Source organism: Solibacillus sp. FSL W8-0474, from assembly GCF_038004065.1.
Taxonomy (GTDB): Bacteria; Bacillota; Bacilli; order Bacillales_A; family Planococcaceae; genus Solibacillus; species Solibacillus faecavium.
This window is the reverse complement of record NZ_JBBOQJ010000001.1, coordinates 3,196,088-3,221,914: the sequence shown is the minus strand read 5'-3', so window position 1 is coordinate 3,221,914 and position 25,827 is coordinate 3,196,088. Positions and strand designations below refer to the sequence as shown.

Here is a 25,827-nt window from a genome sequence, read left to right as displayed (position 1 = left end):
GTACACGGTACTTTAATCTTCTAAAGTGTACTTGTACATAGGTTGGGTATCTTCGTATAATTAAAATACCGGAATAATGCAGTTTTATAGAGAACAGAACATATACAAATTGAGTGGAGGAGAAAAGGTGTTAGTAATTCGAATTGAAAGTTTAAAAAATCCCAATATTTATCGGGTTGTTCAAGTAAACGATCAATTAACATTTTTTGATTTTGATACAATTATTTCTACAGCTTTTATGATTGAAGAAGAGAATGAAATTATTTTTTATTCAGTTCGATTAAAAGGTAAGGAAAACGATCAATTCATACCTTTATATGAAAATGATTTTTCCACATATGATAGTTTGGAAGAGACGGTTGATGATTGGTTTGTGGAACTTGGGGATGAGATGAAGTATGTAAATGAGGCAGGCATTCAACTGAAGCTCACTTTAGAAAATATGCTTGAAATTGAAGGGTTAGAAGATTCCATTATAGAGGGTAAAGGGGATTTATTCTCAAGACGAAAAAATATTGAAATCGATAAGTTAAATAAGATATTACAGCATGAAAGGGAGTTAGATGAGCTTTTATTTGAGGATGTTGCGAATTCTTTTGCGCAGTTTTTACCCCCGGATTATTTAACACTGTTTCAAGTAGCGGATGAATTAAAAAAAATGAAGCCGTGGAATTATTTTGAAAACGGTGATATTGTTGCGATTCAATTAGGTGGGATGAAATTTTTCGTTTCAGTAATGGGCGCTGGTGGTCAAGAGTACGGATTAATGATGTATGATGAGGAAATTGGCTATCATTCATTAGAAAAAATAATTACAGGTGCACAATTGAATGAAGATTTTACAGTTGAATTGAGCGCCCTTACTGTCAATTATTTAGACCGAGATGAACTTGAAAAAGATGACTATGAATTAATTAAGGAGCAAGGCTTAACATTCCGAGGTAAAAAGAATTGGATTTCGTTTCGAACATATGATCCAGGATTATTTCCAGCGCATCCTGATTTTGAGGATGTAGAAGTGATGATTGATTTAATTAAGGCAATGATTTCTATCACAACAATGCGTATGAACGGCTGGGCGTATCCAAGTGTAGCTATAAATGAATTTCCCTTTTTTGAAGTACGAGATGATGGGGAAATGGAACTGCTAGGCATTATTCAAATGGAACGTTTAGAAAATACAACGATTGAAATAGAAATCAATGATCTTGAAATTATGAAAGTGAAGAAGAAACCTAAAAGTGCGTTACAAGCAGAATTTGACTGTCTTTATTTACCATTCCCAGTGTCGGAACAAGGCGAACGCCCAATATATCCATTAATAAATGTAATTGTAGACCACTCGACAGGTGCAGTCCTTGCAAATGAAGTAATACCATTTCCGAAGCACACATTCGTTCAACAACAATTATTTTGGAAAGTGTTAAAAGAAATGCCGTCCCTACCTAGCAAAATTTATGTTACGAAAGAAACTCACCACATATTAAAGCCGCTTGCTAAACTTGTTGGTATTGAGCTAGTAGTAAGTGAGTTATCTAAGATCAAGGACTTGAAAGAAATGCTATACATTAACCCACCATTTTAAGTTTCTATAATTGTATAAAAAACAAAAAAATCAATTATGATCCAGGTGTGAAGGGATGAAAAGAATGATGGACGAAAAAGTAAAAGAATTGACACTATTACTCTTATATTTAACCTCTTGGGAGGATGACGAAGATTTTGTAACGCTGAAAAAAAGCTGGAAAAGCTATCCCTTCCATATATTGGATGATTTAAAAGAGGCAGATTTTATAAAGGGCAGCAACAAGTCAAAATCGGTCTATTTGACAAAAGGCGGTGTTCAGCAGGCAGAAAAGTTAGTTGAGAAATATTTTGTACGGTTGGAGCGATAGAGCGTTGAACACAACAGCATGCAACTGCTTGCTTACATATTAAATAAGCAAAAAGCAAAACCAACGTCTTTCAAATATCTAATAAGTTGATAGTTTATACTTCATAAAGATTAAACGAAAATGAGGGATAAGAATGAATCATTTTATAGAGCGTGTAAAGGAAAATATTCTGAAGGAGGATGAAGTACTTCAAGATGTTTGGCTTTCTCAATTAATGGAATATCCATTGGTGCCTGCTGAATTTACAAATGAGCTTGTTGCATTTGCAAAAGAGCATGAAAGATTTCAAAAAAAACTGCTACTAAATGGCGATGGCTTTGAAAAGAATAAAGAAACGATAACATTATTGCAATCATGGATAACAGGGGTTCCGGCTGATAAAAAGCATTTAATTACGAGATTTTTAATCAAAACACCGACAAAGACTTTATTGGAATTTGAAAAATCGTTAACACCCTATATGCCAAAAGGATATTTCGATGTTTTAAAGAGGTACAGTATTTTTGAAACGAATGTCGTACATGACTTTGAGCCACTTTGGGAACATTTTGGTGAGCTGCTGTCAGAAATGGATATAAAATTTGATTCGGATATATACTTTACAGCCAAAAAGGTTCAGGATTTATTAATTCGTTCAGGTGAATATGATCCGACAGAGGTTGAGTATATACTTCGCGATGAGGTAGAGGAAAAATATATAAGTGTTAATGGGATATTAGCTGTACGCGCTGTAGGATGTATGGGGCTATCTCAACATATTCCAAAGCTTGTGTCACTGTTAAATCGTATTGAAGAGGATATTTTGCAGGAGGAAGTGTGTGAAGCGCTTATTCGCTTCCAATCGGATGAAGTAGTAAAGCTGCTAGCACCACATGTTGTAGATGAATCATTATTTATATCTGTCATTTCGGTTTTAAAGCATACGAAAACAAAATTAGCCGAGCAAGTTTTGGCAGAAGCTTATGGTAAGGCGGAAGATGTCGATATGCAGGAGCTAATTCTTGAAGGCTTAGCTGCCCATTTTTCAGAGGCAGCATTTGAATGTATTGAAGAATATATAGAGCGCGGAGAAACTGGCTATATGGTTGATATGGATGAATTGTTCTATGCCTATTTTAAAGCAATGAACCAAGACCACCCATTATTAGAAACATGGCGTGCGGATGCAATCGAGCGCAACGAGTTTTTTGAGGAAGAAATGCAATCAATGAAGTTGCCGTCCTTCACGGATGAACAGACGACTAAAGTTGGCCGAAATGATCCGTGTCCTTGCGGGAGCAAAAAGAAATATAAAAAGTGCTGTGGGAAATAAATATAATCTAACTTGGTTCTTTCAAAAAAAGGATCAACTATTTCTGTAATAACATCGGCCCAAAATGCGCATAATAAGTACGATTGATAATTTGCCTCAAAAATAATGAAGATGTATATTTAATTTGTTAATGATTATAATTATTTAACGATACTGGGAACAATCACGTGAGTGTTGTGGTTTTTCTGAGAAGGAGAAATTGTATTGAAATTAAAAGACAAGGTAGTGATCATTACAGGTGGTGCTGGCGGTATTGGCGCTGGTATGGGGCGTGCGATGGTGAAAGAGGGAGCAATTGTTGTAGCAGTTGATCTTAATCCGGAAGCAGGCGCAAAAGTATTGGCGGAATTACAGCAACATTCACCACAATCTAGCTTTATTGAATGTGATTTGACAAAGCATGATCAACTAAAAAATGTAGTGGAACAGGTTGTCGAGAAATATGGTCGTTTAGATGTGTTAGTGAATAATGCACACGCTTCGAAACAGGTACCATTCCTAGAAACAACTCCAGAACATTTAGCATTGTCAATGGATACAGGCTTCTATCCTACATGGTACTTAATGCAGGCGGCTATTCCACATTTGAAGAAAACTCGTGGTAATATTATTAACTTTGCTTCAGGTGCCGGGTTAAAAGGGCATAAAACACAAGCTGCTTATGCGGCAGCAAAAGAAGCGATTCGCGGGATTACGCGTGTCGTAGCCAATGAGTTTGGAGCAGATGGTATTACAGCAAACTTAATCTCACCAATCGCCAATTCAGAAGGTGTACAAGCATGGGCAAAAGCTCAGCCGGAATATTATCAAGGGGTACTTGCAGGTATTCCGATGGGTAAATTCGGTGATCCGGAACAAGATATCGGACGTGCTGCTGTCTTTTTAGCTTCAGAAGACTCAAAATATATAACAGGTCAAACATTGATGGTTGATGGCGGCTCAATCATGCTCCACTAATATCGTGAATTTTATATAACAACAAACCGGGTGCACGAACAATTGATGAAATTGTTGATGCACCCGGTTTTTTATATTACGGAAGATGACTGTTTCAAGCTCACCTAATTTTATTCAAAATCCTCACCCGGTTCGTCTTAAACATGACATATACCATGATGTAAATGAGTATCGAGGAGATGACGATATTGCACATGGCACCTGTCAGAAAGATGAATCCACTTGAATGGGAACTCACAATTCCTGTATAAGCATGTTCGATCGCGTCAATGTATCCTACTTCATCCAGTTCGGTGACTTTAGTATTTCGATCCAATAGCAAGCTCCCGACCTGATAATTTAAGAAGAAAAGCAGTGGCCAAATAAAAGTGCCCATGACACCACCGACAAGTGCAGAAACGGTATTCGCCTTTACGATTCTGGCCATACCGACAGAGAGTACGGGGCCAAGTCCGAATGTAGGCAACCAGCTTGGAATAAACCCAATCGTTACCCCTGACGCCACTTGATGTGGACCCGATTTAAGCCGAAATAGACGGATTAAATTATATTTAACGGTTCGTGTTATTTTCATAGCTGACTATCCTCTCCAAGTAATTCGTCCCAAACGTTAAATGGTCATTATAGATATATTATACCGAATTTACAACATATAGAATTATTTTTTCCAAATAATTAAATTAGTAAGGTCGGACCGAAAATTTATTATACTGATTGATGATTCATTATGTAAGAAATAGGGTAAAGATAAGAAGGTGCTTATTTACAGCGTGTTAAATGCGGGCTGCAAGAAGCATGATCAAAGGGTGACAACACAGATACTACATAAAAAAGGGGACATGAATTATGCTACAATTATTTTTTAACGACGATAATTTAATTTCGATTACAGGAGATGAAGATATTTTATCGAGAATTCCTGACCACTATGAGCATTATGATTTAATTAACATTAAAAATGAATTGGTAACAACAGAGCATTTAGTGGAGGCATTCGAGTATGCTTTACGTAAAAAAGGTGAAGATGCAGTCAATGCAGCAGCTTATTATGCGAAATTAAAAGATATGTACGAGATGAAAAAACGTTTACCGATCGAAAACTAGTGAGTTGGCAAAGTGGATTTTTAAACGATGAGGCATGGTAACCTGGCACAGCATAAATGTGCACAGGTATAACCAGGCTTTTTTTGTGTTTGAAAATTAGTGGGAGCTAATATTGGAGGTAGGGAAAAACAGCTGTAATAGCAGCTTCCTTGCTTGCTCAAAGATTGTATATTCCTGATAGAAATGATGATAATTTGCTATGTGGTCTTCTAGAAATTCATATTGATAATGCTCAAAAAAAAGATTGAAATAGCATATCGATTTGACCTTGGGGGATTTGATTTATGTGATCGCTTAAAACATAACTTAGCGTGCCGGCTATGTTCATGCAATAAAAATGAAAATCATCATAGAAATCCACCTCATTAGGTAATTTCATAAACTCTGTTCGGAAATCTTCCGTTATTTTATTAATATCTTGGGTGGGGAATGGTTTTCTTAATTCAGAATCAATTTCGATTAATTGCTTTAAAATCGCGTTCATAGGATCTCCCTTAATGTTGGGGCTATTTTTTCTTTGCTTTCTTCTTTTTTGACTCCTCTTTTTTCTTTTTATCTTTCTTCTTGGATTTTTTCTTTTTTTCCTTTTTTAATTCGGACTTTTGAGAAGCCGGTTTTAATTCTGTTATATCAATTTCAAAGGGAATTAAATCCGCTTTCTTACTTTCTTTGAGCTCTTCTCTAACATCTATTTTCCCTTTTGGATATTTAATAATATTGTTTTTCCGTAAATCCTTTTTATTATTATTTAATGCACAGGTATCCTCGTGTTTAAGAGCATTGGTAATGAAACGTTTATACATAACGCGTGTCTTATTTTCATCATGGTAATGGAGGCTATGGGTATCACACCCACCTTGCTTCCACGTGTATTGTGGCGATTCGATATAGTGACGATCTTCTGTATCTATAAAGTAAGTGATGCTTGCAGAATTTGACGCAGGATGAAACGTGACGGTCGTGATGTTGTGCTCGTAATCTACTAAGGTATAGTGCATAAAAATACCTCCTAGGGAATAATAGGTAACCTTGTAAATTAAATGGTAAATTAAAGGGTATTGAATGTCAATATTCTACGGTAACAACTTAAAATAGAACTGAATATCTAAAAAAATTTTCATTATATACATCTAAAAAGGTATCTATTTAACTTAAGAAAGGCCTATCTCACCATCTAATGAATAAGAGCATCCTCCCAAGTTCATCGCTAAACTAAACACTATTATTATCGAAATATAACAAAAAATCTAAAAATTTGCATAACTAGTTGTTAAGTTTTTCTTGCTTTGTTATTCTTTAAAACATTAATCATCTAGGGGGGCGCATATGGAAAACAAAGTAGTAAAGAAAAAAATGGTAGATCGGTTTTTAGATGGAATCGAACGAGCGGGTAATAAACTGCCAGACCCAGTAACATTATTCGTCATTTTGGCATTTTTTGTTCTGGCGCTATCATTTGTTCTATCAAAAATTGGGGTTTCGGCCGTTAAGCCAGGAACTGAAGAAACAATTGAAGTTATTAACTTGATGAATCGTGAAGGACTTATTCAAATCGTTACGAACATGGTGACGAATTTTACTGGATTTGCTCCACTTGGTATCGTAGTTGTGACGATGATCGGTATTGGGGTAGCTGAAAACAGTGGTTTAATATCGGCATTAATGAAAAAGACGGTGTTAAGTGCACCTAAAAAACTTATTTTGCCTGTTATTATCTTTACAGGACTTGTCGGGACGGTTGCCGCAGACGCAGCGTTCATTATTTTACCTCCAATTGCCGCAATGATTTTCATGAGTGTTGGACGAAATCCACTTGTTGGGTTAATCGCTACATATGCAGCAATTGCCGGAGGGTTTAGTGCTAATATTATTATTTCGTCTTTAGACGTTTTATTACTAGGTATTACACAAACAGCAGCACAATTGGTTGATCCTACATATACAGGACTTGCAACGATGAACTATTACTTCATGATTGTTTCAACATTTTTAATAGTGATTGTCGCAAGTTGGGTAACCGTAAAATTCGTAGAGCCCCGCTTTGGTAAGTACAGCGGAGAAGTTGAGGTGGCTGAACCACTTACAGCTCTAGAAAATAAAGGGCTTCGCTGGGCAGGGATTGTCACGTTAGCCTATATCATTTTAATCGCTATTTTAGTCGTACCAGAATCAGGTTTATTACGTAATCCAGAAGATAACGGCTTTTTAAACTCACCGTTTATGACGGGGATTGTGCCGATTATGCTGTTCTTCTTCTTACTACCGGGCTTAGCATATGGTATCGTAACGAAGAAAGTAAAATCGGACCGCGATGTAGCGGAGCAAATGTTTAAATCAATCGCTGACCTTTCTTCATTCATCGTATTGGCATTCGTAGCAGCACAAATGATTGCTTATTTCGGATGGAGTAACATTGGACCAATCTTAGCGATTAAAGGTGCAGAATTTTTACAAAATATGAACTTTACCGGCGCACCAATGTTTATCGGCTTCATTATTATTTGTGCGTTCATTAACTTACTCATTGCAAGTGCATCTGCAAAATGGGCTTTACTTGCTCCAATCTTTGTACCGATGTTCATGTATTTAAACTATTCACCAGCTGTTACACAAATGGCCTACCGTGTAGGGGATTCCATTTCGAATCCGGTTACACCGATGCTTGCATACTTTGCGATTTTACTAGCATTTGCTAGACGCTACGACAAGAATATCGGGATTGGTACGTTAATTTCAGCGTTATTGCCTTATTCAATATTCTTCGCGATTATGTGGATTATTTTATTTGCCATCTGGTTCATGTTTGGCCTGCCATTAGGTCCTGGCGATGGTATTTTCTTAAAGTAATATTTTAGGATTTTGAACAGTAGCCTTTAGAAGCAGTGTAATGTTTATTCAAATACAGACAACTTAGAAAATGGAGACGAGATAAATGACGAATATATTTGAAATACTAGAACAGCATTTTGATGAAATGGTAGCGATTCGTCGTTACTTGCATGAAAACCCGGAGCTTTCACATGAGGAAGTAGAAACGCCAAAATATATTGCTGCGTACCATCGTGCCCTTGGACATGAAGTGCGTGAAGGTGTAGGTGGTCGTGGGGTAGTCGCTACTTTAAGAGGCGGCAAGCCAGGTAAAACGGTTGCGCTACGTGCAGATTTCGATGCATTATCAATTCAGGAGCAAAATGATGTTCCTTATAAATCTAAGGTTGATGGCAGAATGCATGCATGTGGTCATGATGGTCATACCGCGTCACTACTAGTATTGGCAAAGGCGCTGAACAAAATTCAGGATGAGATTCAAGGGAATGTCGTATTCATCCACCAATTCGGTGAAGAAATTGCACCGGGTGGGGCGATTCCGATGATTGAAGATGGCTGCCTGGACGGGGTCGATGTTATTTTCGGTCAGCATTTATGGGCACCGGTTGAGCATGGGAAAATTGCTGTTTGTGAAGGTCCGTTAATGGCTGCAGCAGATGCCTTTTACATTACGATTAAAGGAAAAGGCGGACACGGAGCAAAACCACAGGAAACGAAAGACTCAATTTACATCGGCTCACAATTTGTTGTGAATGCCCAGCAGCTATTAGGGCGACGTATTAATCCAGTGAGACCGGCTGTTGTTTCAGTTTGTCACTTTGAAGCGTTAAACCCATTCAACGTTATTGCCGATTCGGTAAAAATTAAAGGAACGGCCCGTGTATTTGATGAAGAAACGCGTGACATCATTGAACGTGAGCTAGAAGATGTGCTGAAGGCATCGTGCTTAGTGATGAAGGCAGATTACGAATACAATTATGTGCGTGGCTACTCGGCTGTCATTAATGATCGTGAAACGACGAGATTCTTCATCGAGCAGGCAAAAGAAACACCAGGTGTTGAGGAAGTTGTCATTTGTGAACCAGAAATGGGCGGCGAGGACTTTGCTTACTATTTAGAAAAAGTACCGGGAACATTCTTCTTCACAGGTGCTCGTGATCCTGAGAAAGAAGAGGCGTACCCGCACCACCATCCGAAGTTCGATATCGACGAGCGTGCACTTTTAGTTGCTGCCAACACACTTGCGAAGGCAACGTTGGAGTATTTGAAGAAGCATGCTTAAATTGGAGGCGCGAAAACCTGTTGAGTGTAACGGTTTTCGCGTTTTTTTGTTTAAAATCATACATAAGTAGGGATTTTCATTATACACATCTCTATTTTCAATAACTTTCATAGTAAAGGGTATTAAATATCGTTGATTTTTAATAAATTTCTATGTTTCCGGTTATCGAAAACATCTATAACACTTAACAATTTGCCCTTTGTTATGTTAGACTCCTAACCAATTACTTAGGAGGGATTTTTTGAAAAAGGATACGGTAAAAAGAATGACGTATATGATTATAGGAAGCTTAATTGGTCTAGCGATAGCGAGTTTTTTTAATAACGGAAATGAAAGTTTTTTAAGTAGGGATAACGTGCTAACCGTTATATTAATTGTGGTAGTTGGTGGGTTGATCGGAAGTATAGGGAGAGGATGGCTGGATAAGGTCAATCATCGTTCATCTGACGAATGAGGGAACGGAGTAAAGCGGTCAAAATAGAGGGAGGAATTCCCCTTATTAAGAAAATAATGTGAAAATGCATCTAAATAAGAGGAGAAATTCCGGTTATTGACTAAAAAAATATAAAAATCAGTGTTGAAAATGAAAATAAGAGTAAATCCTCCGCTTATTTTCATTAAATTGAGTGAAATTTCCCAAATAAGGGGAGATCCTCCGCTTATTTGGTATGGGAATTAATGTTTTTTATTAACCAAACTAAATATTTTGCTGCAAAGTATGTTAACGGGATACCTAATAACAAAATAACTAAGCCGAAATAATAACTATCAAAAAAATATTGATTTGATATATACGCAGCTATGTTAAAGAATGGAATATAAAGTATAATCATTAACGCAATAATGCCCACTTGTCTTATCATTAATTTATTTTCTTTCCCATTCAGCTCTTCTTTACGTTTTTCATCCATAAGTAACTTCACCTTTCCCATTCATAGATTTTTGGAATACTCGTGTTGCAGAATTGGGATTCATCTTGTTAATGTGAGTGTAACATAGTTCGGTTGTGTTCATAAAAAATATTATGGAAATGGCTAGAATTACTAATGCGGCAGTTCCAACAGGAGTCTTAACGCAATAAAAGGGGGATGATGTTATAGTGACTTTAGTCGTTTTAATGGTAGGTTTATTTTTAATAATCTATTTGAAGAAACCCTATCTATTTAGTAAAAGAGTATTTGATTCTATATATTTAGGTGGTTATTTATTACTTCTTACACTTTATATTATTAACACATCTTTTTCTAGAATAATGTCTGATGAGTTATTTTTAATTGTTACAATTATTTTCCTATTACCTTTGTTTATTAGATTTATTACAGTTAAAAGTAGTACCCAATAAAAGATTCAAGGAGGTCGGAAAAATGGATTATACAAAAGTCTATAATGAGGAACTGATTATTTTAGTAAAAGAGAAAATACAGTCCGTCGGTGAAGTGAAGGCAGTGAAGTATGTAAGAGAACAAACAGGTTTGTCCTTAATACAGGCAAAAAAATTCGTGGATTTTTGTAAAGAATAGATATAGAAACTCAGACTGTAGACAAACTCGAAAAAATTCGGGTTTGCTTACAGTCTTTTTTATTAAAATAAAGTTAACTAATCATAACCGTTGATTTCCATTCCGGGACCGATGCTTTCCCCGGGCACGGCTTCAGCTAACTAAATTGTGCCATGGGCGGCAGGCACAATTTAGTGGATCTTCCGCGCGCACCATTCCCGGTGGAGTCACGGTCCCTCCATTCCAATCAAAATTCATCACTTTAAATAAAGTGAGATACGATATCTACGATGACTAGTAATCAAAATATATAATCAAACATTTGAAACATTTGTTCCTTCCGAATCATTCGGATAATAGAGCTCTTTTCGTAGGCACACGTCTTTATGACGTAATTTTTCACCCTTAAATCGTATCCAAATTTCGTCATCTGCCATGACACCATGTGTTTTACGAACAATGCCCCAACGATTATAGGCTTGCATGTCAAGGCTTTCAAGTAGTTCATTGGCATTGGCACGTGTTGGTGGGAACGTACGCCACTTAAGCCATTTTTCAAGTTCTTCTAGTGTAATATGCCCTTCCATCATTGGTGAAAACTGCTTGTTAAAGTCATCAATATAATTTAAAACATAAGGAGATCCTCCATTTGCAGGCTTTAAATCGACTGTTGCAATGATGTCATCCATCCACATGACATTAAACTTCATATAATCAATCATGTGTTTCACTACCTTCCACGAATAGATGTTTAAAAATCGGATCATTCAATTGTGAGAGAAGAACTTGCTTCGCTCGCCCGAAATCAATAGTACTTGATTCAATCGCTTCTAAAAGTGCCTGTTTTTTAATAAAGGCTGGTCCTGTATAAAGGGCAAGTTGTTTTGAAAAGCTTGAATTGAATGGTTTCGCTTTCACTTTACGCTTTAAAATCGTCAATGGCTTACCTTGTGTGTAATCTTTTTCATCAGACAATAAACTTAGCCCATTATCAAAAATAGGTGCAAGCTGCCATGTTTTTTCGATTGGATTGTATAGAAATAGAATATTATTTGTATGACGGTCTTCGTTTAAAATAAGGGCATCGAACGCAAGTAACTGGGCGATTTGTACCCGGAAGTCTAGTCCTGTAAATTGTTGTACTTGCTCCATGATTTGCTCAAATTTTTCACCCGTTGATAACGATTTATTATTTAAAATAGGATCTGTCGACGTGAAGTTTGCTTCAAATAATCGTTCAAACGTTACTTCTTGCAGTTTACCCCTGAAATCGTGTGAATAGCAGCCCAGTGACTTGTCACCATATGGGAGAATGATTTCACAAGGATGATACATAACATAATCCGTTTGTTTTAACGTAGAATGCGCCAAGACTAGTGAAGCAAGAACCTCTGCTTGCCCTTCGTACCCTCGTGTATTTTGTTTTACCCATTTGTCACCAACACGCCATTTTGATTGGTCGCCTTTACTACATATACTTAAAATTCGTACAGCATGAGGGATAAGAATGGTTTCCATAATTCTCACGTCCAATTATTATGAGTTTCCACTATTATATAGGGAGTTAGAAGTCTTTTCATTAGAAAGCTGCTGAGACGAATCACTAAAGCATCGAGAACCAATTGATCAGTCAAAGGGGCTTATAGATTTCAATAATTCTAGATAAATGTCTTTTACACCTTTAAATGATGCAAGTTAAATGGTTTATGTGTTTTTGTAAGTTATCAAATCATTCAAAAGTAGGGGGTTTCTTTCTCGAAAGCGCTAGTTTGAATAGATTTATATTAAACTTATTTTATTTTTATTGTATTAATAATATTTTTTTGCGGTTTCGACTATTAGTAGCATGCGAGCTAAAGAAAAATTTACTTTTGATTATGGTAAACTCCTAAGTAATCACTGTGAAGGCAATTATTAGAAAGATATTTACTGAGGAGGGGAAAGATGGATTTTTTATCGAAAAAGATTTTAGGCAATACATTAATTTTCTGGCTACTCTTTTTTACATTCGGGTTAACAGGATTTTATTTAGTGTTTATGAAAAGCGATATGAGAGGGTTTTATTTGTTATTTTTAATGGTCGGTTTATCCATTCTTTTTGAAAAGGTGTTATTTAAAAAGAATAAATAAAGGAGGCGTATTTGTTGAAAAACATATGGCGTATAGAAGAAGGAAAAGAAAAGCTAACTGATGATATGGTAAAAAATGCAGAGAAAAAATTAGGTGTGACATTACCGGCTGCTTACATTGAGCTATGCAAAATTCAAAATGGCGGCTATATCACTTACGATGCTTTTCCAACGTCGGTTCCTACAGGGTGGGCGGAGGATCATATTGGTATTGACCACATTCGAGGTATTGAAGAGGAGGGCATCCTTTCCAATGATTATTACATAGAAGAGTGGGACTTACCGAAAGATATCATCCTTTTAGGCGGAGACGGGCATACGTGGACGGCAATGGATTACAGAAAGACGAAGGAAAATCCACCTATCATTTATATAGATTTGGAATGGGGCGAAGACATTTTTATTTTGCAGCTAGCACCGGATTTCGAAGCATTTGTTGATGGGTTGTTTCATTACGATGGTTGATCATATTGTCATTATGTATAAAGAGCTGTAGCCTCTTAAGTACAAAGGGAGGGGAAAATTTTGAACAAAGGGTTCGTTATCTTTGTTATAGGAATAATCATGTTCATGTTAGGGATCTATTTATCTACTAGTTGGATTGTAGTTGGATCTATTATTGGGATTAGTGGAGGATTGCTCTTAGGCCTTAGCTCTTATTTTATGGCAATGGAGGATTAAACCAAAAAACATATGTTACAATAATGAAATTAAAAATTAAAGGAGAAAAAGTACAATGGAAGAAACAGCTATATTCAAAAGTTATTCTAGAAAATTAATGAGAGATTTAAATGATATAAAGAAAGCCCTAAAAGAAAAGGATTACGAAAGTGCGGAAAAACTTTTAGATCATCTAATTGAAGATACTCAAAAGGGTATTGAAGACTAGTATAAAAGGTGCCAGCAAAAGCATCTTTTTTATTTTGTCGTTTTTTCCTTTCGAAAGGAGCACCTATTATGAAAAAAATTTGGCTGATAATTATTAGCTTTATAGCAATTTCAATGATCATTATTATATATCAGCAAAATCAATTAATTAATGACTATCGCAGTTTACTTCATTCTGAAATGGAAAAATTAAATGTTCCGATAGAACGTATTCTCGAATTTCATCAAGAAGCCGAAAATTATAATGAAAAAGAACGTGCTGAAAAACTTGAGCGTATAGATGAAACCTTTGCGGATTTTTCGAACTATACTGGGAGTGGACTGCAATTAGAGTCTTGGATAAGGGACAGATATTTTATAACCTATAATGACACTAAATTAGCTTATTTTTATTTTATTAAAAATTATATGGCCGCACCAACCACAGAAGAAAGAGATATAATTTATAAAAATTTAAAGGAGCGATATGACCAATATCGTGAATTTCTTAAAGTTGCTGAAGAAGAGTTAACGGAACCTTTTGAATGAGGGGTATTCACTACAAGCAAATTTTTCTACGGGACTCAAGCGCGTGGAAAGCACAAAAAAAACACCATTTTTCTGAAGTGACCCCTAAAAGTTAGACACGGTTATTTCATCTAGGCAGCTTGGGTGAACTGAGTTCGGTATTGCACCGGACTCAGTTTTAATTTTGCCTTGATTCGTTTCGTGTTGTAATATTTCATGTATTTTTCTAGTTCTACTTTAAAATGCTCGACACTTTTGAATTCCTTTAAGTAAAGGAATTCAGATTTCATAATCCCAAAGAAATTCTCCATCACTGCGTTATCATGACAATTCCCTTTACGTGACATGCTTTGCACAACGCCTTTTGCTTTTAGGGCATGGCGATATTGTTTCATTTGATAATGCCAACCTTGATCGGAATGCATCAATAGCTGGTGTTCCTTTGGTAATCTTTCTAAAGCTTTCTCTAACATCTCTGAAACCAATGAATACGTTGGTCTTGAGCCAATCGTATATGTAATAATTTCTCCGTTAAACAAGTCTAAAACAGGCGATAAATACAGCTTCTCACCAAACAATTTAAACTCTGTAATATCCGTTACCCATTTCTCATTAGGGGCGTCGGCTTTAAAGTTGCGATCCAGAATATTATCCGCAATTTTACCAACTGTGCCTTTATACGATTTATATTTTTTCATGCGAACGATGCACTTCAAACCTAGAACCTTCATGATGCGTTGAACCTTCTTATGATTCACTTTTTGCCCACGATTCGCGAGCTCGTCCCGAATGCGACGGTAGCCGTAACGACCCTCATGTTCGTCATAAATCGCTTGAATTTCAGCCTTTAAATCAGCGTCTGGGTCTGGTCGATTCATCTTCTTCACTAAATTGTAGTATGTGCTACGTTTGATTCCTGCGAATACCACAAGCGCCTTCACCGAGTATTTATGCCTTAATTCATAGATGACCTTTACTTTGTCTTCTTTGGTGATTTTTTCTTGGCTTGAACTAAGGCGTTCAACTTTTTTAAATACTCGTTTTCCATACGTAGACGATTGATTTCCGCTTGAAGCGCTTCAGGTGAGCCTTCTACTGGTGCTATTTTTGATTGTTTGTTCGTTTCTTTTTTCATGGATGGACGCCCCTTTTTCTTTGATTGAAGGGCATCGAATCCTTTTGTTTCAAACTGTTTTCGCCATTGAAGTATGGTTGATGGTGCTGCTATACCAAAGATAGCCGCTGTTTCATTTAAGGACGTACCGTATTCAATCATGTAATTTAGTACGTCTAGTTTAAACTGCGCCGAGTAATTTGTATATCGTTTTATAAAGGCTTCTGCTCCGTTATATTTATATTGTTTCGTCCATTTTATAATTGCCGCATGGTCTGTTCCTATCGATCGGGCGATTTCGATAGAACTCTCTTTCCCCTCTAGGTATCGTAAAACGGCTTTCAGTTTGTCCTCTGCTGAATATTTCGCCATATAAAAACTGCACCTCCAATTGTTAGATGTGTCTAACAATTGGGGTGCAGTTCATTCTTTGAAAGAAAAATGGTGTTTTTGATTCTGTCCAGCCTTCTTTTTGATAATTCCGGGCAGCTATTATCCTACTTACTAGGGGTAAAAGATTCTAATAAAGCCTTCGTTTCCTCGAGTGTGATTTTTTGACTCACGACCTCATATATATAATCACCTTTCATGCCTATAAACTTGGCACCTAAAACATCTTTTATTTCATAGCTTTTCCACTCAATGCCGTTTAATGTAAAGGTTTCTAGTTGTTCTCCCGTTTCCTTATTAAAATCAGTCGAAGAACGAATAAAGGAATCCTCATGATAAGTGCGTACGTACACTACTCCCGTTTCATTTTTGGGAATATACGTAAGGTAAGCATGGTGGAAGTTTTTATATTTTTCATAGCCTGCTGAGAATAGATCAAGATCGGGATGAGTAAATTCATACAAGAAAGGCAGGTCCTTTCGAAGTAAATCTACCACAGCCTCTGTATCTTCTTTAAAAGTGTCTGCATAATCTACAACTTCTATTTCTGCTTCTCTTGGATCAAGATCAGGCTTTTTCCCGTAAGGAACAAAAGGTTTATAGCCATCTAAATTTGGCACAAAATCTTGCGGATCAATAGGTATATTCACTTCCAAACTTTCTGGATGGAGATAGCCTGTAAGTTGACCGTCCGTATCATACGTTTCGTATTGAACTAAGATTCCAGTATCTTTATCTACCCAAAAGCGAAAAGTGTCAGTCGTTCTTTTCATTTGGAATCTATTTATCACTTGCTCATCCATTTTTCCGTATAAAACAATGGTATTATGACCTAACAATTCTTCGTTTTGTTTTTCTATGTCCCAAAGCTCTGTATTTCTTAAGTAACTTGCTGTGATTTCATAGGGAAACAAAGACATGCCGCCAGGGGCAATTTCCGGGCTTTCCCTAAAATTGGCCTTATCTGAATAAATGTCTTTCAATTCTAAACTAAACGCTTCCTCTGGTGTTATCGGATCTCGTGTGGGTTTAGATTGATAGTCATGAACGAAATATGTTTTATTTACACTTTCTTTATGCCAGCGCTTTTCTTCATTATAAATAAATTCATTTATCATTTCCGCATAACCCATTAACTCTTCATCAAATTGAGAGGTACTTTTCTGATAGCCACCAATTACATTTTTTATACTTACTTTGTACTCAGTCACTGACTTACTATCTGAGTCGTCATAATATTTGGCATAATCTTCAAATTTACCGGCAGCTGTGTAAAAATAATCCACCGTATTTAAAAGCTTGCTAACCACATCTTCTTTTGTCATCTCTTCGTATGATTCTTCTTGTGCGGGAGGCGTATAGATGTTGGTTTCATCTTTTGATCCTGGTGGAACATCTCCCTTGTTGTTATTTAAACCTGCCGTCTGCTCTTCACGCGAAAAAATTTCCAACTCACTTGCAATATAATAACTTGTGCCTAAAAAAAACAAACTCGCTACAGCTATTGGCAACAAATAATTCAATATTGGCTTGATATGGCGCTTCTTTTTTCTTTTGTATATAACTTGCCTTACGTTTTCTTTTTGTTTCGCATCGAAGTGAATGTCCTTTAATACAGTTTTGTTCATAGTCTCTACGATTTGTTTAAACATGTCATCCATGTTTGATGCTCCCTTCTAGTGACTTTTTTAACAAGAGGCGCGCCCTATGTAATCGGGACTTTATCGTTTGTATACTCAAATTTAATAAATCTGATATTTGGTTATATGACATTTCTTCATAGTAATATAAAATTACTACTTCTCGATACTTCACGGGTAAGGAAAGTATTTTTTCTGCAACTAATCGTTTTTCCTCTAGACCGACTAATTCCATTTCAGGTGATTTATTTGTACTTTTTATTTTTGTGAAAAATTCAGTAAGGACGATATTTTTAAAAGACCAGCTCCTTAACTTATCTTTACAGAGGTTCACCGTAATACGGTATAACCATGTTTTATAAGAAGATTCATTCCTAAAGTTGTCTAAGTTCTCGTAGCACTTAATAAAAACTTCTTGCGCAATATCTTCTGATAGTTGCTTCTGCTTAGTATAAGTAAATGCTAAACGAGCTATATTTTGGCCGTATTCATTCATCAACCATTCAATTCTCTCCTCTTTATTTAACTCATTTTCATCTACTTGTTCTATCACTCGTTCAAGCATCCTCCTCACCCTTTCAATTATTAGACGGAGCAAATCTGATTTGGTTGTAAAAAAATTACTGTAATGAAATATTAAAACACATTGGCTTATTATAAAAGTCAACGGGGCTTACTGAAGGGAGGGGGCGGAACAAAATAATATTGAAGCGCGGTTAAAATAGAGGAAGAAAGTTCCCTTATTTAAGAATTCATGTGAAAATTCGCATAAATAAAGGAAGAAAATTCCCTTATTTACTAAAATAATTTAAAAATTAACCATTTTTACGTAAATAACGGAAAATCCTTCCGTTATTTTCACTAAAATGAGCAGAGTTCTTCAAATAACGGAAAATCTTTCCCTTATTTAATTCTCTGAAGGAGTATCCGTACTAGTTAGAGAAGTAACATAAAAAGTCAGTGGGAGGTATTTATGTTGAAAAAAAGAATCCTTTTAATCTTCGCATTAATTTTATCGTTTGCAATTGCAGGCTGTAAGGAAGAGGAGTCCATTGGAAAAAATGAAAAAGTAATTAAAAACAATTGGAAGGAAAGTTCACTTTTTGAATCAGGCGGTTACACAATGATTGGAGAAGAGGGGCGATTAGGTTTTATTTACGATGATAGTGAAGAAGTTCGGTTCTATCCTGATAAAGAGCAAAAGTACATGTGGCATTTTTGGGGGGAAGAACAAGAGCTAGAAGGAGAACTAAAAGTTGTAGCCACACAGGAAAATGAAGATGAAGAAATCCTTGTAACCAGTGGCGTACTAGGTGGTGCTAATAATGGAGCAGACAAACACGCCCCATCTAACATGTCATTACCGAAAAGTGGAATATGGAAGTTAGATGCTTATATAGGAGAAAGCCTATTTGGAAGCGTATATGTGAAAGTTCATGAGAAGTAGTAATTTATATTTGATTGAAACTTGCTGTTAAATATAGTTAGCTAATAGAGGATATCCTATTTTATACAAAAAGGTATCCTTTTAATTTTTACCCAAAAAATGCATACTTCAATTTTTATATGGAAAATTTATGGTAAAATAAATGGATTGTGAAATAATGTGCTTTAACTAACGAAACGAGGGGGAATTAATTGAAAATTATTAAAATAATCCTGGCTTTAGCTGCAATGGGAATATCAGCATATGGCTTAATTACAAAAGATTTTTCGTATGGTCCAATATCATCTTTACTACTTGGTATTTTCTTTGCACTTATTGGAATAGAGGAATTTAAAACGAAAGGTAAAAATAGCTGGGCAATATTTTTTATACCCGTATCATTAATCATTATCGTGATGGCGCTTTTTACTTTCTAAGTATATTTAGCAAGGAGTGGAGTACATGAATAAACGTGGAACTGGGGTTGCTTTTATAGCGATAGCTGCATTTTTATTTTCAGCAAATTACATTAGCGCAGCTATTTTTGGTTCGAGTTTAAAGGCTATAGATTGGAGTGTAGCGTTATTGGTTGTAGGGGAAACTTTAAATATATTTAGCAGCATTGCTTTAATCATAGGTATAGCATACATAGCCTGGGGAGAATATGAAGAGTTTAAAAGTAAAAAGCAATAATTAATGGCCTTAAGATATAGAAATTCTTTATAAAGAAAAGGTTGGTGAAAGAAAATGAAATCAATACTCAAAATACCGATGAAGCCAATTGCTAATCTGAAAGAAGAACTGAAAAAAATGTCGCCTCTTTCAATTGCACTTGGACATGAAAACGATGTATTTGTTCTACTGAGGGAAGAGCAAATTCCACTAATTGGTGGTTCCTTCCCTGCAACTGTTACGGAAAAAAGCTATAGATATCAAGTCGTTCATCTAAAAGATGGACAAAAGAAAGTGCTGGATTTGCCGGAAGAGACATGGAATTATCATTACATACAGCCGATTGATAACGGTCACATTCTACTTGTAGGTGCGCGGTCGGTATACTATGATGCGCAAAATATTGAAGAAAACGCACGAGTCTATGATGAAAATGGGTATTTTATCCGTTCATTTTGTTTAGGGGATGGTATAGAGCATGTGTACGTAACGAAGAATCAAGAGATTTGGACAGGCTACTTTTCTGAAGGCGTTCACGGCAATTACGGTTGGAAGGAACCAATTGGCAGCAGCGGGCTAGTTGGCTGGGACGCGTCGGGTGGTAAGAAGGATTCGCTTGAAAAGGATACGGAATATTATATTTTTGAGTGTTTGGCGTTGAATGATATAACTGATGAAGGAATTTGGTTTTACTTTACCCTGGATTCAATGATTGGTGTACGGAAAGAAGGTGTCACAAAGTATTATTCAACTGAAGATATGCATTTTAATGCATTTGCGGTAAAAGGTGAGACAATCGTTGCGTATCATGGGAGAAGGGAACATGCATTTTTTGAGCTACAACGTGAAGGCAATGAATATAAGATGGTCCGTAAACTCGAACTGATGAAACCAAATGGTAAGCCTCTCGAACCGCAATTAGTGAATAACCGGGAGAATAAGTTGCTGTTTTTGGACGGGAATGAGTTGTATATGTATGAATTGAAATCCGGTGTGTGATCGTTATTACTCAGTAAATGAGACGTTTGAATAATTAAAAGTAGAGGGAAATAGGGAGAGCGGATCTGAAAGTTAAGGATCGTGAGGGGGTATGGTGTGAAAAATATACTTGGATTAATATTGGGTTCTTTAGCGGGATGGCTTATATGGGGGTATTTTACGAATGATTTCTCTGTAGAAAGACTCTTCATGTTTTTAATGGGTATCATTTTAGGATACATATTTGGCAGAAGTAATCCAAAAAAAGAAAGAAACAAAATGATAAATTCATAACTGTACTGCAATCGGGGGCTTTCTTTGAAATAAGGAAAGGCTCTTTTTTTGGGGAACTAAATAAAATTAAAAAAGTCTACAGTAAAAGGAATTATTTAACTTTTCAACGAAATAACAAAAGGGGTGTGTTTTATGAATGCTAACTCAACGATAAAAAGGCCAAAGCGAAAAAAGATTGTTAAAATTTCATTGGTTTTTAGCTTTTTAATTATAGGGTTTATTGGATATGGAGTTTATTGGGCATTTTTCGATATGAACAGGCTGCCCACTGGTAAATATCTTACGGAAGAAACCTCCCCTGATGGTACATATACTTTAAAAGCCTATATATCGAGCCCAAGTTTAAGTGCTGATGCTGTAAGAGGTGAATTAGTATTTAATGAACGTAATGGCAAAACAAAAAATATCTACTGGAATTATCGAGAATCAACAGCCAAAATTGAGTGGTTAGATAATAAAACAGTAGTAATTAATGGGCACACTCTTGAAGTTCCTAATGGCAAATTCGATTTTCGTAAACAATAAATCAGTTTTACAGTTTTCTTGCAAATATATAAAAGAGCTACGATATTACTTTTCAAAATTAGGCGGAGTTTAAAAATATATGGAGGTGAACATATGAAAACAAAAGTTCGTCTTGCGATAATAATGATTTCAGTTCTAGCTATAGCATTCGGTTGTTCAATGCAGAATGATGAAAATGAAACAGAACCTTATCATGGCAAGCCGTTACATATTGGGATTATTGGTGAAGAACCAGATGTTAGAGAAGAACAAATACAATTTACAAGCATCGATTTTACTGATCTGCAAAAAGTAGAAAATTATGATGCTATATTTATTACGAAGGAAAATCTCAAAGAAGCAGATAAAGCTCAATATGCGAAGGTTTATAATAATAGTACTCGTCCATTCTTATTTATCGACTCACAAAAAGGATATGTTCCTTTCATTAAAGAACAGTTTGATTTTGAAAATTATCCGGATGTTGAGTCAGGTGTTTACGCCTATCTTTATGATAGTAAGAGTCAAAGGTATTGGGGTTATGTATTATCTAATGAAGTAGTAAACGAACAAAGTATTCAAGGTGTATACTCAAGAATTTTTGAAACTATTGAAGATTTATCAGGAACTAACTCGGATTAAAAAGTAACTTTAAATAGAAAAAGAGCAACGCCATAAAATGAAGTTGCTCTAATGTTTGTAAGTATTTAAAATTGAAAATCCTTGCCGTTCTTGTCTTGGATAATTAACTCATAACCTTGATTGTCTGTCTTTATTTTTACTTCTTCACTATTTAGGAATTCAGTAATTCTTTCATGGATTTTGTTTACTGCCTCTTTAGCTTCAGTATGCGATGTGTTCATGTTCAGCTTGATGGTAATAGATACTTTTTCAGGTTTGAAGGTATAACGAATGTCATCTACCCGGTACTCTTTTCTCAGGTATAACTCTTCTTCAATACTCGTAATGACGGGCATCCACTTTGTTTCAAGTTCCTCAAATGAAACATCTTTCGTTATAATGTGTACACTTTTCAATGAACCGTTTGATTCCAGAAATTCATTCGCTACCGTGTTAATTTCTGCTTTCTTAGCTTCATCAGTAACCGGTATATATACTTTGATGATAGGTGAGTATGCGTTAACATCTAAAATCGTATAGCCTGCTACTTGCAACTCCGACTTCAACTTTTCGCCTATTTCGGCCCTTTGATTAAATATTTCAGCTAGCACAGGTGATATTTCATTCGTCTCAGAAATCGTTAACTCGTAGTTATCATAACCTCTTTTTTCCAAAACTCCCGACAAAATAGCTAAAACATTGTCTTCTTCTTGATTGACGTATTCTTCCGTTCCTTTTAGTTGTATGTCAAAAAGTGTCATATCCTCCCATCTGCTCATACCGACTCCTGCCGTGTTATATCCTTCTTTCTCCAACACTTCTGTAATTACTATTTGGATCGGTTTTTGGAATACTTGTCCTACATATGGGATTTTTGAAACCATTTCCGCCATAGTTGGATTCAAAAATGCAGAAGCTGTTAGGACACTAAGGCTGATCACCGCTGCAACTGCGAACTGGAACTTCCTCCAACCTCTTTTTCGTTCTTTTGTATTTACGAAATCCACTTTCATTTCCGACTCTTCCTTAATATTTTTCGCAAATGTATATAAGGAAGATGGTGCCTGGATTGTTTCCATCTCTTCTTGAATCTCTTTCTTCATTGAGTCATCGATTTTCATGTGAATTCACCCCTATAAACTGATTTTCCATCAATCTTTTTTTCAAAGCGTTACGTGCTCTGCGAAGGTGGGATTTGACCGTCGAAGTTTTCATTCCCAGCAAATCTGATATTTCCTGTATAGCGTGGTCTTGGTAATAGTAGAGGATGAGGACATTTCGATAGTCCCTGTTGTCGAGGGATAGTATGCCTTTTTTAAGTTCATTTTCGGTTTCCTCTTTTAGCACGCTTTCCATGACGCCAAGTTTTTCTTTCCCCACATCATGTTCAAGCGGAGATTCCTTCAGCCGGTCATTCTTTCTCCATGCGTCTATTGAGCGGAGGGAGACGAGTTTATAGAACCAGGTATTGAAATAGGTGATTTCTTTTCCGCTCATGATGTTGCGGTACGCCTCAATCAATGCATTTTGAACAACCTCTTCAGCCTGTTCTTTTGACTTGAGGATACTGAAACTGGTCCTGTATCCCTTTTCTATCAAGGGGTTTACGAGTAGAGCAAAAGCTTCATCCTCACCGTTTCGAATTCGTTTCATCAGTGTTTCTTGTTCCATTAGGATAACCCCCTTTTTTGTTTTTACCTTATAGGCGATGGCGGAGGAGCTTAGGATGCACAATATGGAAATTAAAAAGAAAAAGAGCTGACTTATGAACAGCTCGATTTTCGAATGAAATAATGGTTTGTTTCAAAATTTAATTAATATTATTTTACAGCACTTCTGGTTTTTATTTACAAAATATGTTTTATGTAGTAAATTAAATAAAAAGATTGATTAATCAATCAAAAGTAGGTGACACAAAATGAAAAAGACAATTGAAGAAAAGAGAAAAGATATTTTAGAGGTGGCGACTCAATTATTCGCAGAAAAAGGATACGAAGCTACGACAATGGCTGAAATTGCTAAGCTAGCAAACGTAGGGTTTGGGACAGTGGCTACATATTTTGAGAACAAAGAAAATTTACTATTAAAGTGTGTTGAGGAACCTATGGCAGATTTTTTGGAGGAGGTATTAAGATTTAATACGCAACCGAACGATTATCAAGAGGAAATTCATCAAATGACATTGCGGCATTTCCAACTTTTTAGTGAAAAACGTTTATATTTACTGTTATTAATTCATGTGACATCCCAGTGGGAGAAGTATATGAAGCCCTATCTTATTGCGAATAAGGCTGCTCGGGAAATGTCAGATAAATTTGAGCAGTTGATTCAAAATGGTCAGCGAGAAGGGAAGCTTGCAGAGGCCAATGCAAATGTTTTAGCTATTTCATATATATCCCTTTTATTAGGCCTGTTCTTATCTAATACAGATCAATTTTCGGAGAGTGCTTTAAAATTATATGCTGAAAATGCTACGCGTTTATTTGGATTGCAATAAGCAATCCTTTTCTTAAACAATTTATTGATTGATTAATCAATCAAAACAGGGGGCTATGTATGAATTTCCGAGATTTTAATAGAAGTGTACAAATACGAATTATATTAAAATTTATTACCGTTATAACAAATACAGCAGTGTTACCATTTATTGTTTTATATTTTGCGAATGAAATCGGAAGTGTAAAAGTTACTATTTTAACATTAGGGATAGGGGTAATAACTTTATTTGGTGGTTTGCTTGGCGGTCAACTAGCCGATTTAAAAGGGAGAAAGCTAACGATTGTTATAGGAGAATCGATGACAGCGGTTGGTTTTATGTTGTTATTGTTAGGACAAATACTGAATGAATACATGATTCTTTTGAGTGTAGTAGCCTTTGTTTTAACAAACTTTTTTACAGCCATGGCTTTACCGGGATATAGTGCACTAATATTAGATGAAACGACTAGGGAAAACCGCAAAAGTGTTTATATTTATTCAATGTGGACGGCATACTTAGGGTTTGCAATAGGAAGTTCACTAGGGGGACTATTATTTGCGGAATATAAAATTTTACTGTTCACTTTCATCATTATAAGCTCGATTATTACTGTTATTGTGATCATGAAGTGGATTCCCGAAACGCTTCATAAAGCGACACAAGAAAATTCTCTATCATTCAAAGAAGAGGAAGGACATCTAAAGAATAACTCCATCTGGATGGTTGTATGGAACAATAAGATTTTACTTTTATTATTATTTTTAGGCTTTGTATTTAGTTTAATGGATCAACAAATTGGTTATTATTTAAGCTTGCATTATTATGATTTATTTGGTGAAGACAGCTATTCTTTATTAGGGTTTTTACGGACAGAAAATACGGTGATTGCCGTGGTATTTTTATTAGTAGCAAAAAAATTACTCGTTCGTTTTAATGAAATGAACGTGGCGTTAACGGGAGGAGTTTTGCTGTTTGTAGGTTATATTTTGCTAAGTATGCTGCAAACGCAACCACAACTATTTAGTGCCATGTTTTTAGCAGCGGTAGGTGAAATATTGCTTTTCCCCGCATTACAGGGCATTTCAGCGAACTTTATTCCAGCATCTTTTCGAGGAAGATATTCAAGTCTAGCAAATAATGTAGGGATGCTAGGAGGCATGTTCGCAGTGACGTTTATGTTACTTCATCCATTAGGATTACCACTTATAGTAACCATTAGCTATCTTATAGTAGGTATATTAACGATTTTATCGCTATCCATTTTAAAAATAAAAGTTGAGAAAATACAGCAGGAAGAATATGCGTAA

35 protein-coding genes are annotated in these 25,827 nt (G+C 35.9%); 23 read left to right on the top strand and 12 right to left on the bottom strand.

All coding sequences use genetic code 11. The annotated features are described in order from the left end of the window. Window positions 1-127 precede the first annotated feature (127 nt). The 4 genes from NYE67_RS16455 (at window position 128) to NYE67_RS16440 (ending at window position 4,164) form a co-directional block, all read left to right on the top strand. Window positions 128-1,585, top strand: a complete 1,458-nt coding sequence (locus NYE67_RS16455; RefSeq protein WP_340730573.1) for a DUF7309 domain-containing protein — start codon at window positions 128-130, stop codon at window positions 1,583-1,585. A gap of 55 nt (window positions 1,586-1,640) precedes the next feature. Then, on the top strand, window positions 1,641-1,895 hold the full coding sequence (locus tag NYE67_RS16450; protein ID WP_340730572.1) for a DUF6429 family protein: 255 nt from the start codon (window positions 1,641-1,643) through the stop codon (window positions 1,893-1,895). A gap of 133 nt (window positions 1,896-2,028) precedes the next feature. Further along, on the top strand, window positions 2,029-3,207 hold the full coding sequence (locus NYE67_RS16445; RefSeq protein ID WP_340730571.1) for a HEAT repeat domain-containing protein: 1,179 nt from the start codon (window positions 2,029-2,031) through the stop codon (window positions 3,205-3,207). 204 nt (window positions 3,208-3,411) lie between these two features. Then, the gene (locus NYE67_RS16440; RefSeq protein WP_340730570.1) at window positions 3,412-4,164 is read left to right on the top strand and encodes an SDR family NAD(P)-dependent oxidoreductase; all 753 of its coding nucleotides are present in this window, start codon (window positions 3,412-3,414) and stop codon (window positions 4,162-4,164) included. A gap of 100 nt (window positions 4,165-4,264) precedes the next feature. Here the strand turns inward: NYE67_RS16440 and NYE67_RS16435 are convergent, their stop codons facing one another. Then, window positions 4,265-4,738 carry a DUF2062 domain-containing protein gene (locus NYE67_RS16435; protein WP_340730569.1) on the bottom strand — a complete coding sequence of 158 codons (474 nt, stop codon included), beginning with the start codon at window positions 4,736-4,738 and terminating at the stop codon, window positions 4,265-4,267. Between the two features lie 272 nt (window positions 4,739-5,010). Here NYE67_RS16435 and NYE67_RS16430 point away from each other — a divergent pair, with 272 nt between their 5' ends. Next, on the top strand, window positions 5,011-5,268 hold the full coding sequence (locus NYE67_RS16430; RefSeq protein ID WP_340730568.1) for a UDP-glucose 6-dehydrogenase: 258 nt from the start codon (window positions 5,011-5,013) through the stop codon (window positions 5,266-5,268). A 96-nt stretch (window positions 5,269-5,364) separates the two neighbouring features. Here the strand turns inward: NYE67_RS16430 and NYE67_RS20825 are convergent, their stop codons facing one another. The 3 genes from NYE67_RS20825 to NYE67_RS16420 are packed head-to-tail and all read right to left on the bottom strand — an operon-like array spanning window position 5,365 to window position 6,266. Further along, complete coding sequence (locus NYE67_RS20825) at window positions 5,365-5,469, bottom strand: hypothetical protein (RefSeq protein WP_445683387.1); 105 nt, start codon at window positions 5,467-5,469, stop codon at window positions 5,365-5,367. A 31-nt stretch (window positions 5,470-5,500) separates the two neighbouring features. Continuing rightward, entirely contained in the window at window positions 5,501-5,752 is a 252-nt protein-coding gene (locus tag NYE67_RS16425; protein WP_340730567.1) for a YxiJ family protein, read from the bottom strand. Between the two features lie 22 nt (window positions 5,753-5,774). After that, window positions 5,775-6,266: a hypothetical protein gene (locus NYE67_RS16420; RefSeq protein WP_340730566.1), complete on the bottom strand. Its 492-nt coding sequence runs from the start codon at window positions 6,264-6,266 to the stop codon at window positions 5,775-5,777. A gap of 328 nt (window positions 6,267-6,594) precedes the next feature. Here NYE67_RS16420 and NYE67_RS16415 point away from each other — a divergent pair, with 328 nt between their 5' ends. From NYE67_RS16415 to NYE67_RS16405, 3 genes are all read left to right on the top strand, one after another. After that, window positions 6,595-8,115 carry an AbgT family transporter gene (locus NYE67_RS16415; protein WP_340730565.1) on the top strand — a complete coding sequence of 507 codons (1,521 nt, stop codon included), beginning with the start codon at window positions 6,595-6,597 and terminating at the stop codon, window positions 8,113-8,115. Between the two features lie 85 nt (window positions 8,116-8,200). Then, the gene (locus NYE67_RS16410) at window positions 8,201-9,379 is read left to right on the top strand and encodes an amidohydrolase (RefSeq protein WP_340730564.1); all 1,179 of its coding nucleotides are present in this window, start codon (window positions 8,201-8,203) and stop codon (window positions 9,377-9,379) included. Window positions 9,380-9,620: 241 nt separating this feature from the next. Then, a complete protein-coding gene (locus NYE67_RS16405; RefSeq protein ID WP_340730563.1) occupies window positions 9,621-9,833 on the top strand; it encodes a hypothetical protein in 213 nt (70 codons plus the stop codon). Window positions 9,834-10,038: 205 nt separating this feature from the next. On the opposite strand, the gene NYE67_RS16400 is transcribed toward NYE67_RS16405, so the two are convergent. Beyond that, window positions 10,039-10,290: a hypothetical protein gene (locus tag NYE67_RS16400; RefSeq protein WP_340730562.1), complete on the bottom strand. Its 252-nt coding sequence runs from the start codon at window positions 10,288-10,290 to the stop codon at window positions 10,039-10,041. A 453-nt stretch (window positions 10,291-10,743) separates the two neighbouring features. On the opposite strand from NYE67_RS16400, the gene NYE67_RS16395 reads away from it, so the two are divergent. Further along, window positions 10,744-10,899 carry a hypothetical protein gene (locus NYE67_RS16395; RefSeq protein ID WP_340730561.1) on the top strand — a complete coding sequence of 52 codons (156 nt, stop codon included), beginning with the start codon at window positions 10,744-10,746 and terminating at the stop codon, window positions 10,897-10,899. 293 nt (window positions 10,900-11,192) lie between these two features. Here the strand turns inward: NYE67_RS16395 and NYE67_RS16390 are convergent, their stop codons facing one another. Then, window positions 11,193-11,600 carry a hypothetical protein gene (locus tag NYE67_RS16390; protein WP_340730560.1) on the bottom strand — a complete coding sequence of 136 codons (408 nt, stop codon included), beginning with the start codon at window positions 11,598-11,600 and terminating at the stop codon, window positions 11,193-11,195. Next, window positions 11,593-12,396, bottom strand: coding sequence for a HipA domain-containing protein (locus NYE67_RS16385; protein ID WP_340730559.1), 804 nt, complete (start codon window positions 12,394-12,396; stop codon window positions 11,593-11,595). The genes NYE67_RS16390 and NYE67_RS16385 overlap by 8 nt, the downstream gene beginning before the upstream one ends. 426 nt (window positions 12,397-12,822) lie before the next feature. Here NYE67_RS16385 and NYE67_RS16380 point away from each other — a divergent pair, with 426 nt between their 5' ends. The 5 genes from NYE67_RS16380 to NYE67_RS16360 all read left to right on the top strand — a co-directional run bounded on the left by NYE67_RS16380 (window position 12,823) and on the right by NYE67_RS16360 (window position 14,423). Then, a complete protein-coding gene (locus NYE67_RS16380; RefSeq protein ID WP_340730558.1) occupies window positions 12,823-13,008 on the top strand; it encodes a hypothetical protein in 186 nt (61 codons plus the stop codon). 14 nt (window positions 13,009-13,022) lie between these two features. Continuing rightward, window positions 13,023-13,472, top strand: coding sequence for an SMI1/KNR4 family protein (locus NYE67_RS16375; RefSeq protein ID WP_340730557.1), 450 nt, complete (start codon window positions 13,023-13,025; stop codon window positions 13,470-13,472). Window positions 13,473-13,532: 60 nt separating this feature from the next. After that, a complete protein-coding gene (locus tag NYE67_RS16370) occupies window positions 13,533-13,688 on the top strand; it encodes a hypothetical protein (protein ID WP_340730556.1) in 156 nt (51 codons plus the stop codon). 55 nt (window positions 13,689-13,743) lie between these two features. Further along, entirely contained in the window at window positions 13,744-13,896 is a 153-nt protein-coding gene (locus NYE67_RS16365; RefSeq protein WP_339213881.1) for a hypothetical protein, read from the top strand. A gap of 68 nt (window positions 13,897-13,964) precedes the next feature. Next, on the top strand, window positions 13,965-14,423 hold the full coding sequence (locus NYE67_RS16360) for a hypothetical protein (protein ID WP_340730555.1): 459 nt from the start codon (window positions 13,965-13,967) through the stop codon (window positions 14,421-14,423). A 110-nt stretch (window positions 14,424-14,533) separates the two neighbouring features. Here NYE67_RS16360 and NYE67_RS16355 read toward each other — a convergent pair. The 3 genes from NYE67_RS16355 to NYE67_RS16345 all read right to left on the bottom strand — a co-directional run bounded on the left by NYE67_RS16355 (window position 14,534) and on the right by NYE67_RS16345 (window position 18,099). Then, window positions 14,534-15,888 (bottom strand): IS3 family transposase gene (locus tag NYE67_RS16355; RefSeq protein ID WP_340729482.1). Its coding sequence is split into 2 segments (ribosomal slippage): window positions 14,534-15,435 and window positions 15,435-15,888, totalling 1,356 coding nucleotides; the frame shifts between segments, so codons are not numbered across the junction. Between the two features lie 125 nt (window positions 15,889-16,013). Further along, window positions 16,014-17,567 carry a hypothetical protein gene (locus NYE67_RS16350; protein ID WP_340730554.1) on the bottom strand — a complete coding sequence of 518 codons (1,554 nt, stop codon included), beginning with the start codon at window positions 17,565-17,567 and terminating at the stop codon, window positions 16,014-16,016. Further along, window positions 17,560-18,099: a sigma-70 family RNA polymerase sigma factor gene (locus tag NYE67_RS16345; RefSeq protein ID WP_340726007.1), complete on the bottom strand. Its 540-nt coding sequence runs from the start codon at window positions 18,097-18,099 to the stop codon at window positions 17,560-17,562. Before NYE67_RS16345 ends, NYE67_RS16350 begins: the two co-directional genes overlap by 8 nt. Before the next feature lie 420 nt (window positions 18,100-18,519). Here NYE67_RS16345 and NYE67_RS16340 point away from each other — a divergent pair, with 420 nt between their 5' ends. The 7 genes from NYE67_RS16340 (at window position 18,520) to NYE67_RS16310 (ending at window position 22,062) form a co-directional block, all read left to right on the top strand. Next, window positions 18,520-18,993 carry a hypothetical protein gene (locus NYE67_RS16340; protein WP_340726006.1) on the top strand — a complete coding sequence of 158 codons (474 nt, stop codon included), beginning with the start codon at window positions 18,520-18,522 and terminating at the stop codon, window positions 18,991-18,993. Between the two features lie 191 nt (window positions 18,994-19,184). Continuing rightward, window positions 19,185-19,409 carry a hypothetical protein gene (locus tag NYE67_RS16335; RefSeq protein ID WP_340726005.1) on the top strand — a complete coding sequence of 75 codons (225 nt, stop codon included), beginning with the start codon at window positions 19,185-19,187 and terminating at the stop codon, window positions 19,407-19,409. Between the two features lie 25 nt (window positions 19,410-19,434). After that, window positions 19,435-19,665 (top strand): hypothetical protein, encoded by a 231-nt coding sequence (locus NYE67_RS16330; protein WP_340726004.1) that lies wholly within the window; start codon window positions 19,435-19,437, stop codon window positions 19,663-19,665. Between the two features lie 54 nt (window positions 19,666-19,719). Beyond that, window positions 19,720-20,643 (top strand): hypothetical protein, encoded by a 924-nt coding sequence (locus tag NYE67_RS16325; protein ID WP_340730553.1) that lies wholly within the window; start codon window positions 19,720-19,722, stop codon window positions 20,641-20,643. A gap of 96 nt (window positions 20,644-20,739) precedes the next feature. After that, the gene (locus NYE67_RS16320; protein ID WP_340730552.1) at window positions 20,740-20,916 is read left to right on the top strand and encodes a tRNA U-34 5-methylaminomethyl-2-thiouridine biosynthesis protein; all 177 of its coding nucleotides are present in this window, start codon (window positions 20,740-20,742) and stop codon (window positions 20,914-20,916) included. Between the two features lie 132 nt (window positions 20,917-21,048). Further along, window positions 21,049-21,441, top strand: coding sequence for a DUF5412 domain-containing protein (locus tag NYE67_RS16315; protein ID WP_339213863.1), 393 nt, complete (start codon window positions 21,049-21,051; stop codon window positions 21,439-21,441). A 93-nt stretch (window positions 21,442-21,534) separates the two neighbouring features. Beyond that, a complete protein-coding gene (locus tag NYE67_RS16310; protein WP_340730551.1) occupies window positions 21,535-22,062 on the top strand; it encodes a hypothetical protein in 528 nt (175 codons plus the stop codon). A gap of 65 nt (window positions 22,063-22,127) precedes the next feature. Here NYE67_RS16310 and NYE67_RS16305 read toward each other — a convergent pair whose 3' ends face one another. Then, window positions 22,128-23,162 (bottom strand): DUF4179 domain-containing protein, encoded by a 1,035-nt coding sequence (locus tag NYE67_RS16305; protein WP_340730550.1) that lies wholly within the window; start codon window positions 23,160-23,162, stop codon window positions 22,128-22,130. Then, entirely contained in the window at window positions 23,149-23,712 is a 564-nt protein-coding gene (locus tag NYE67_RS16300) for an RNA polymerase sigma factor (RefSeq protein WP_340730549.1), read from the bottom strand. Before NYE67_RS16300 ends, NYE67_RS16305 begins: the two co-directional genes overlap by 14 nt. Before the next feature lie 247 nt (window positions 23,713-23,959). Here NYE67_RS16300 and NYE67_RS16295 point away from each other — a divergent pair, with 247 nt between their 5' ends. Beyond that, window positions 23,960-24,538, top strand: coding sequence for a TetR/AcrR family transcriptional regulator (locus tag NYE67_RS16295; RefSeq protein WP_340730548.1), 579 nt, complete (start codon window positions 23,960-23,962; stop codon window positions 24,536-24,538). A gap of 59 nt (window positions 24,539-24,597) precedes the next feature. Next, window positions 24,598-25,827 carry an MFS transporter gene (locus NYE67_RS16290; RefSeq protein WP_340730547.1) on the top strand — a complete coding sequence of 410 codons (1,230 nt, stop codon included), beginning with the start codon at window positions 24,598-24,600 and terminating at the stop codon, window positions 25,825-25,827.

Coding starts and splice junctions, on each gene's coding strand:
- NYE67_RS16340 (WP_340726006.1), top strand. CDS start 18,520: ATGTTGAAAAAAAGAATCCTTTTAATCTTCGCATTAATTTTATCGTTT.
- NYE67_RS16365 (WP_339213881.1), top strand. CDS start 13,744: ATGGAAGAAACAGCTATATTCAAAAGTTATTCTAGAAAATTAATGAGA.
- NYE67_RS16350 (WP_340730554.1), bottom strand. CDS start 17,567: ATGGATGACATGTTTAAACAAATCGTAGAGACTATGAACAAAACTGTA.
- NYE67_RS16410 (WP_340730564.1), top strand. CDS start 8,201: ATGACGAATATATTTGAAATACTAGAACAGCATTTTGATGAAATGGTA.
- NYE67_RS16420 (WP_340730566.1), bottom strand. CDS start 6,266: ATGCACTATACCTTAGTAGATTACGAGCACAACATCACGACCGTCACG.
- NYE67_RS16305 (WP_340730550.1), bottom strand. CDS start 23,162: ATGAAAATCGATGACTCAATGAAGAAAGAGATTCAAGAAGAGATGGAA.
- NYE67_RS16300 (WP_340730549.1), bottom strand. CDS start 23,712: ATGGAACAAGAAACACTGATGAAACGAATTCGAAACGGTGAGGATGAA.
- NYE67_RS16315 (WP_339213863.1), top strand. CDS start 21,049: ATGAATGCTAACTCAACGATAAAAAGGCCAAAGCGAAAAAAGATTGTT.
- NYE67_RS16425 (WP_340730567.1), bottom strand. CDS start 5,752: ATGAACGCGATTTTAAAGCAATTAATCGAAATTGATTCTGAATTAAGA.
- NYE67_RS16330 (WP_340726004.1), top strand. CDS start 19,435: ATGAATAAACGTGGAACTGGGGTTGCTTTTATAGCGATAGCTGCATTT.
- NYE67_RS16430 (WP_340730568.1), top strand. CDS start 5,011: ATGCTACAATTATTTTTTAACGACGATAATTTAATTTCGATTACAGGA.
- NYE67_RS16395 (WP_340730561.1), top strand. CDS start 10,744: ATGGATTATACAAAAGTCTATAATGAGGAACTGATTATTTTAGTAAAA.
- NYE67_RS16325 (WP_340730553.1), top strand. CDS start 19,720: ATGAAATCAATACTCAAAATACCGATGAAGCCAATTGCTAATCTGAAA.
- NYE67_RS16435 (WP_340730569.1), bottom strand. CDS start 4,738: ATGAAAATAACACGAACCGTTAAATATAATTTAATCCGTCTATTTCGG.
- NYE67_RS16415 (WP_340730565.1), top strand. CDS start 6,595: ATGGAAAACAAAGTAGTAAAGAAAAAAATGGTAGATCGGTTTTTAGAT.
- NYE67_RS16310 (WP_340730551.1), top strand. CDS start 21,535: ATGAAAACAAAAGTTCGTCTTGCGATAATAATGATTTCAGTTCTAGCT.
- NYE67_RS16380 (WP_340730558.1), top strand. CDS start 12,823: ATGGATTTTTTATCGAAAAAGATTTTAGGCAATACATTAATTTTCTGG.
- NYE67_RS16390 (WP_340730560.1), bottom strand. CDS start 11,600: ATGATTGATTATATGAAGTTTAATGTCATGTGGATGGATGACATCATT.
- NYE67_RS16290 (WP_340730547.1), top strand. CDS start 24,598: ATGAATTTCCGAGATTTTAATAGAAGTGTACAAATACGAATTATATTA.
- NYE67_RS16400 (WP_340730562.1), bottom strand. CDS start 10,290: ATGGATGAAAAACGTAAAGAAGAGCTGAATGGGAAAGAAAATAAATTA.
- NYE67_RS16360 (WP_340730555.1), top strand. CDS start 13,965: ATGAAAAAAATTTGGCTGATAATTATTAGCTTTATAGCAATTTCAATG.
- NYE67_RS16295 (WP_340730548.1), top strand. CDS start 23,960: ATGAAAAAGACAATTGAAGAAAAGAGAAAAGATATTTTAGAGGTGGCG.
- NYE67_RS16445 (WP_340730571.1), top strand. CDS start 2,029: ATGAATCATTTTATAGAGCGTGTAAAGGAAAATATTCTGAAGGAGGAT.
- NYE67_RS16450 (WP_340730572.1), top strand. CDS start 1,641: ATGAAAAGAATGATGGACGAAAAAGTAAAAGAATTGACACTATTACTC.
- NYE67_RS16385 (WP_340730559.1), bottom strand. CDS start 12,396: ATGGAAACCATTCTTATCCCTCATGCTGTACGAATTTTAAGTATATGT.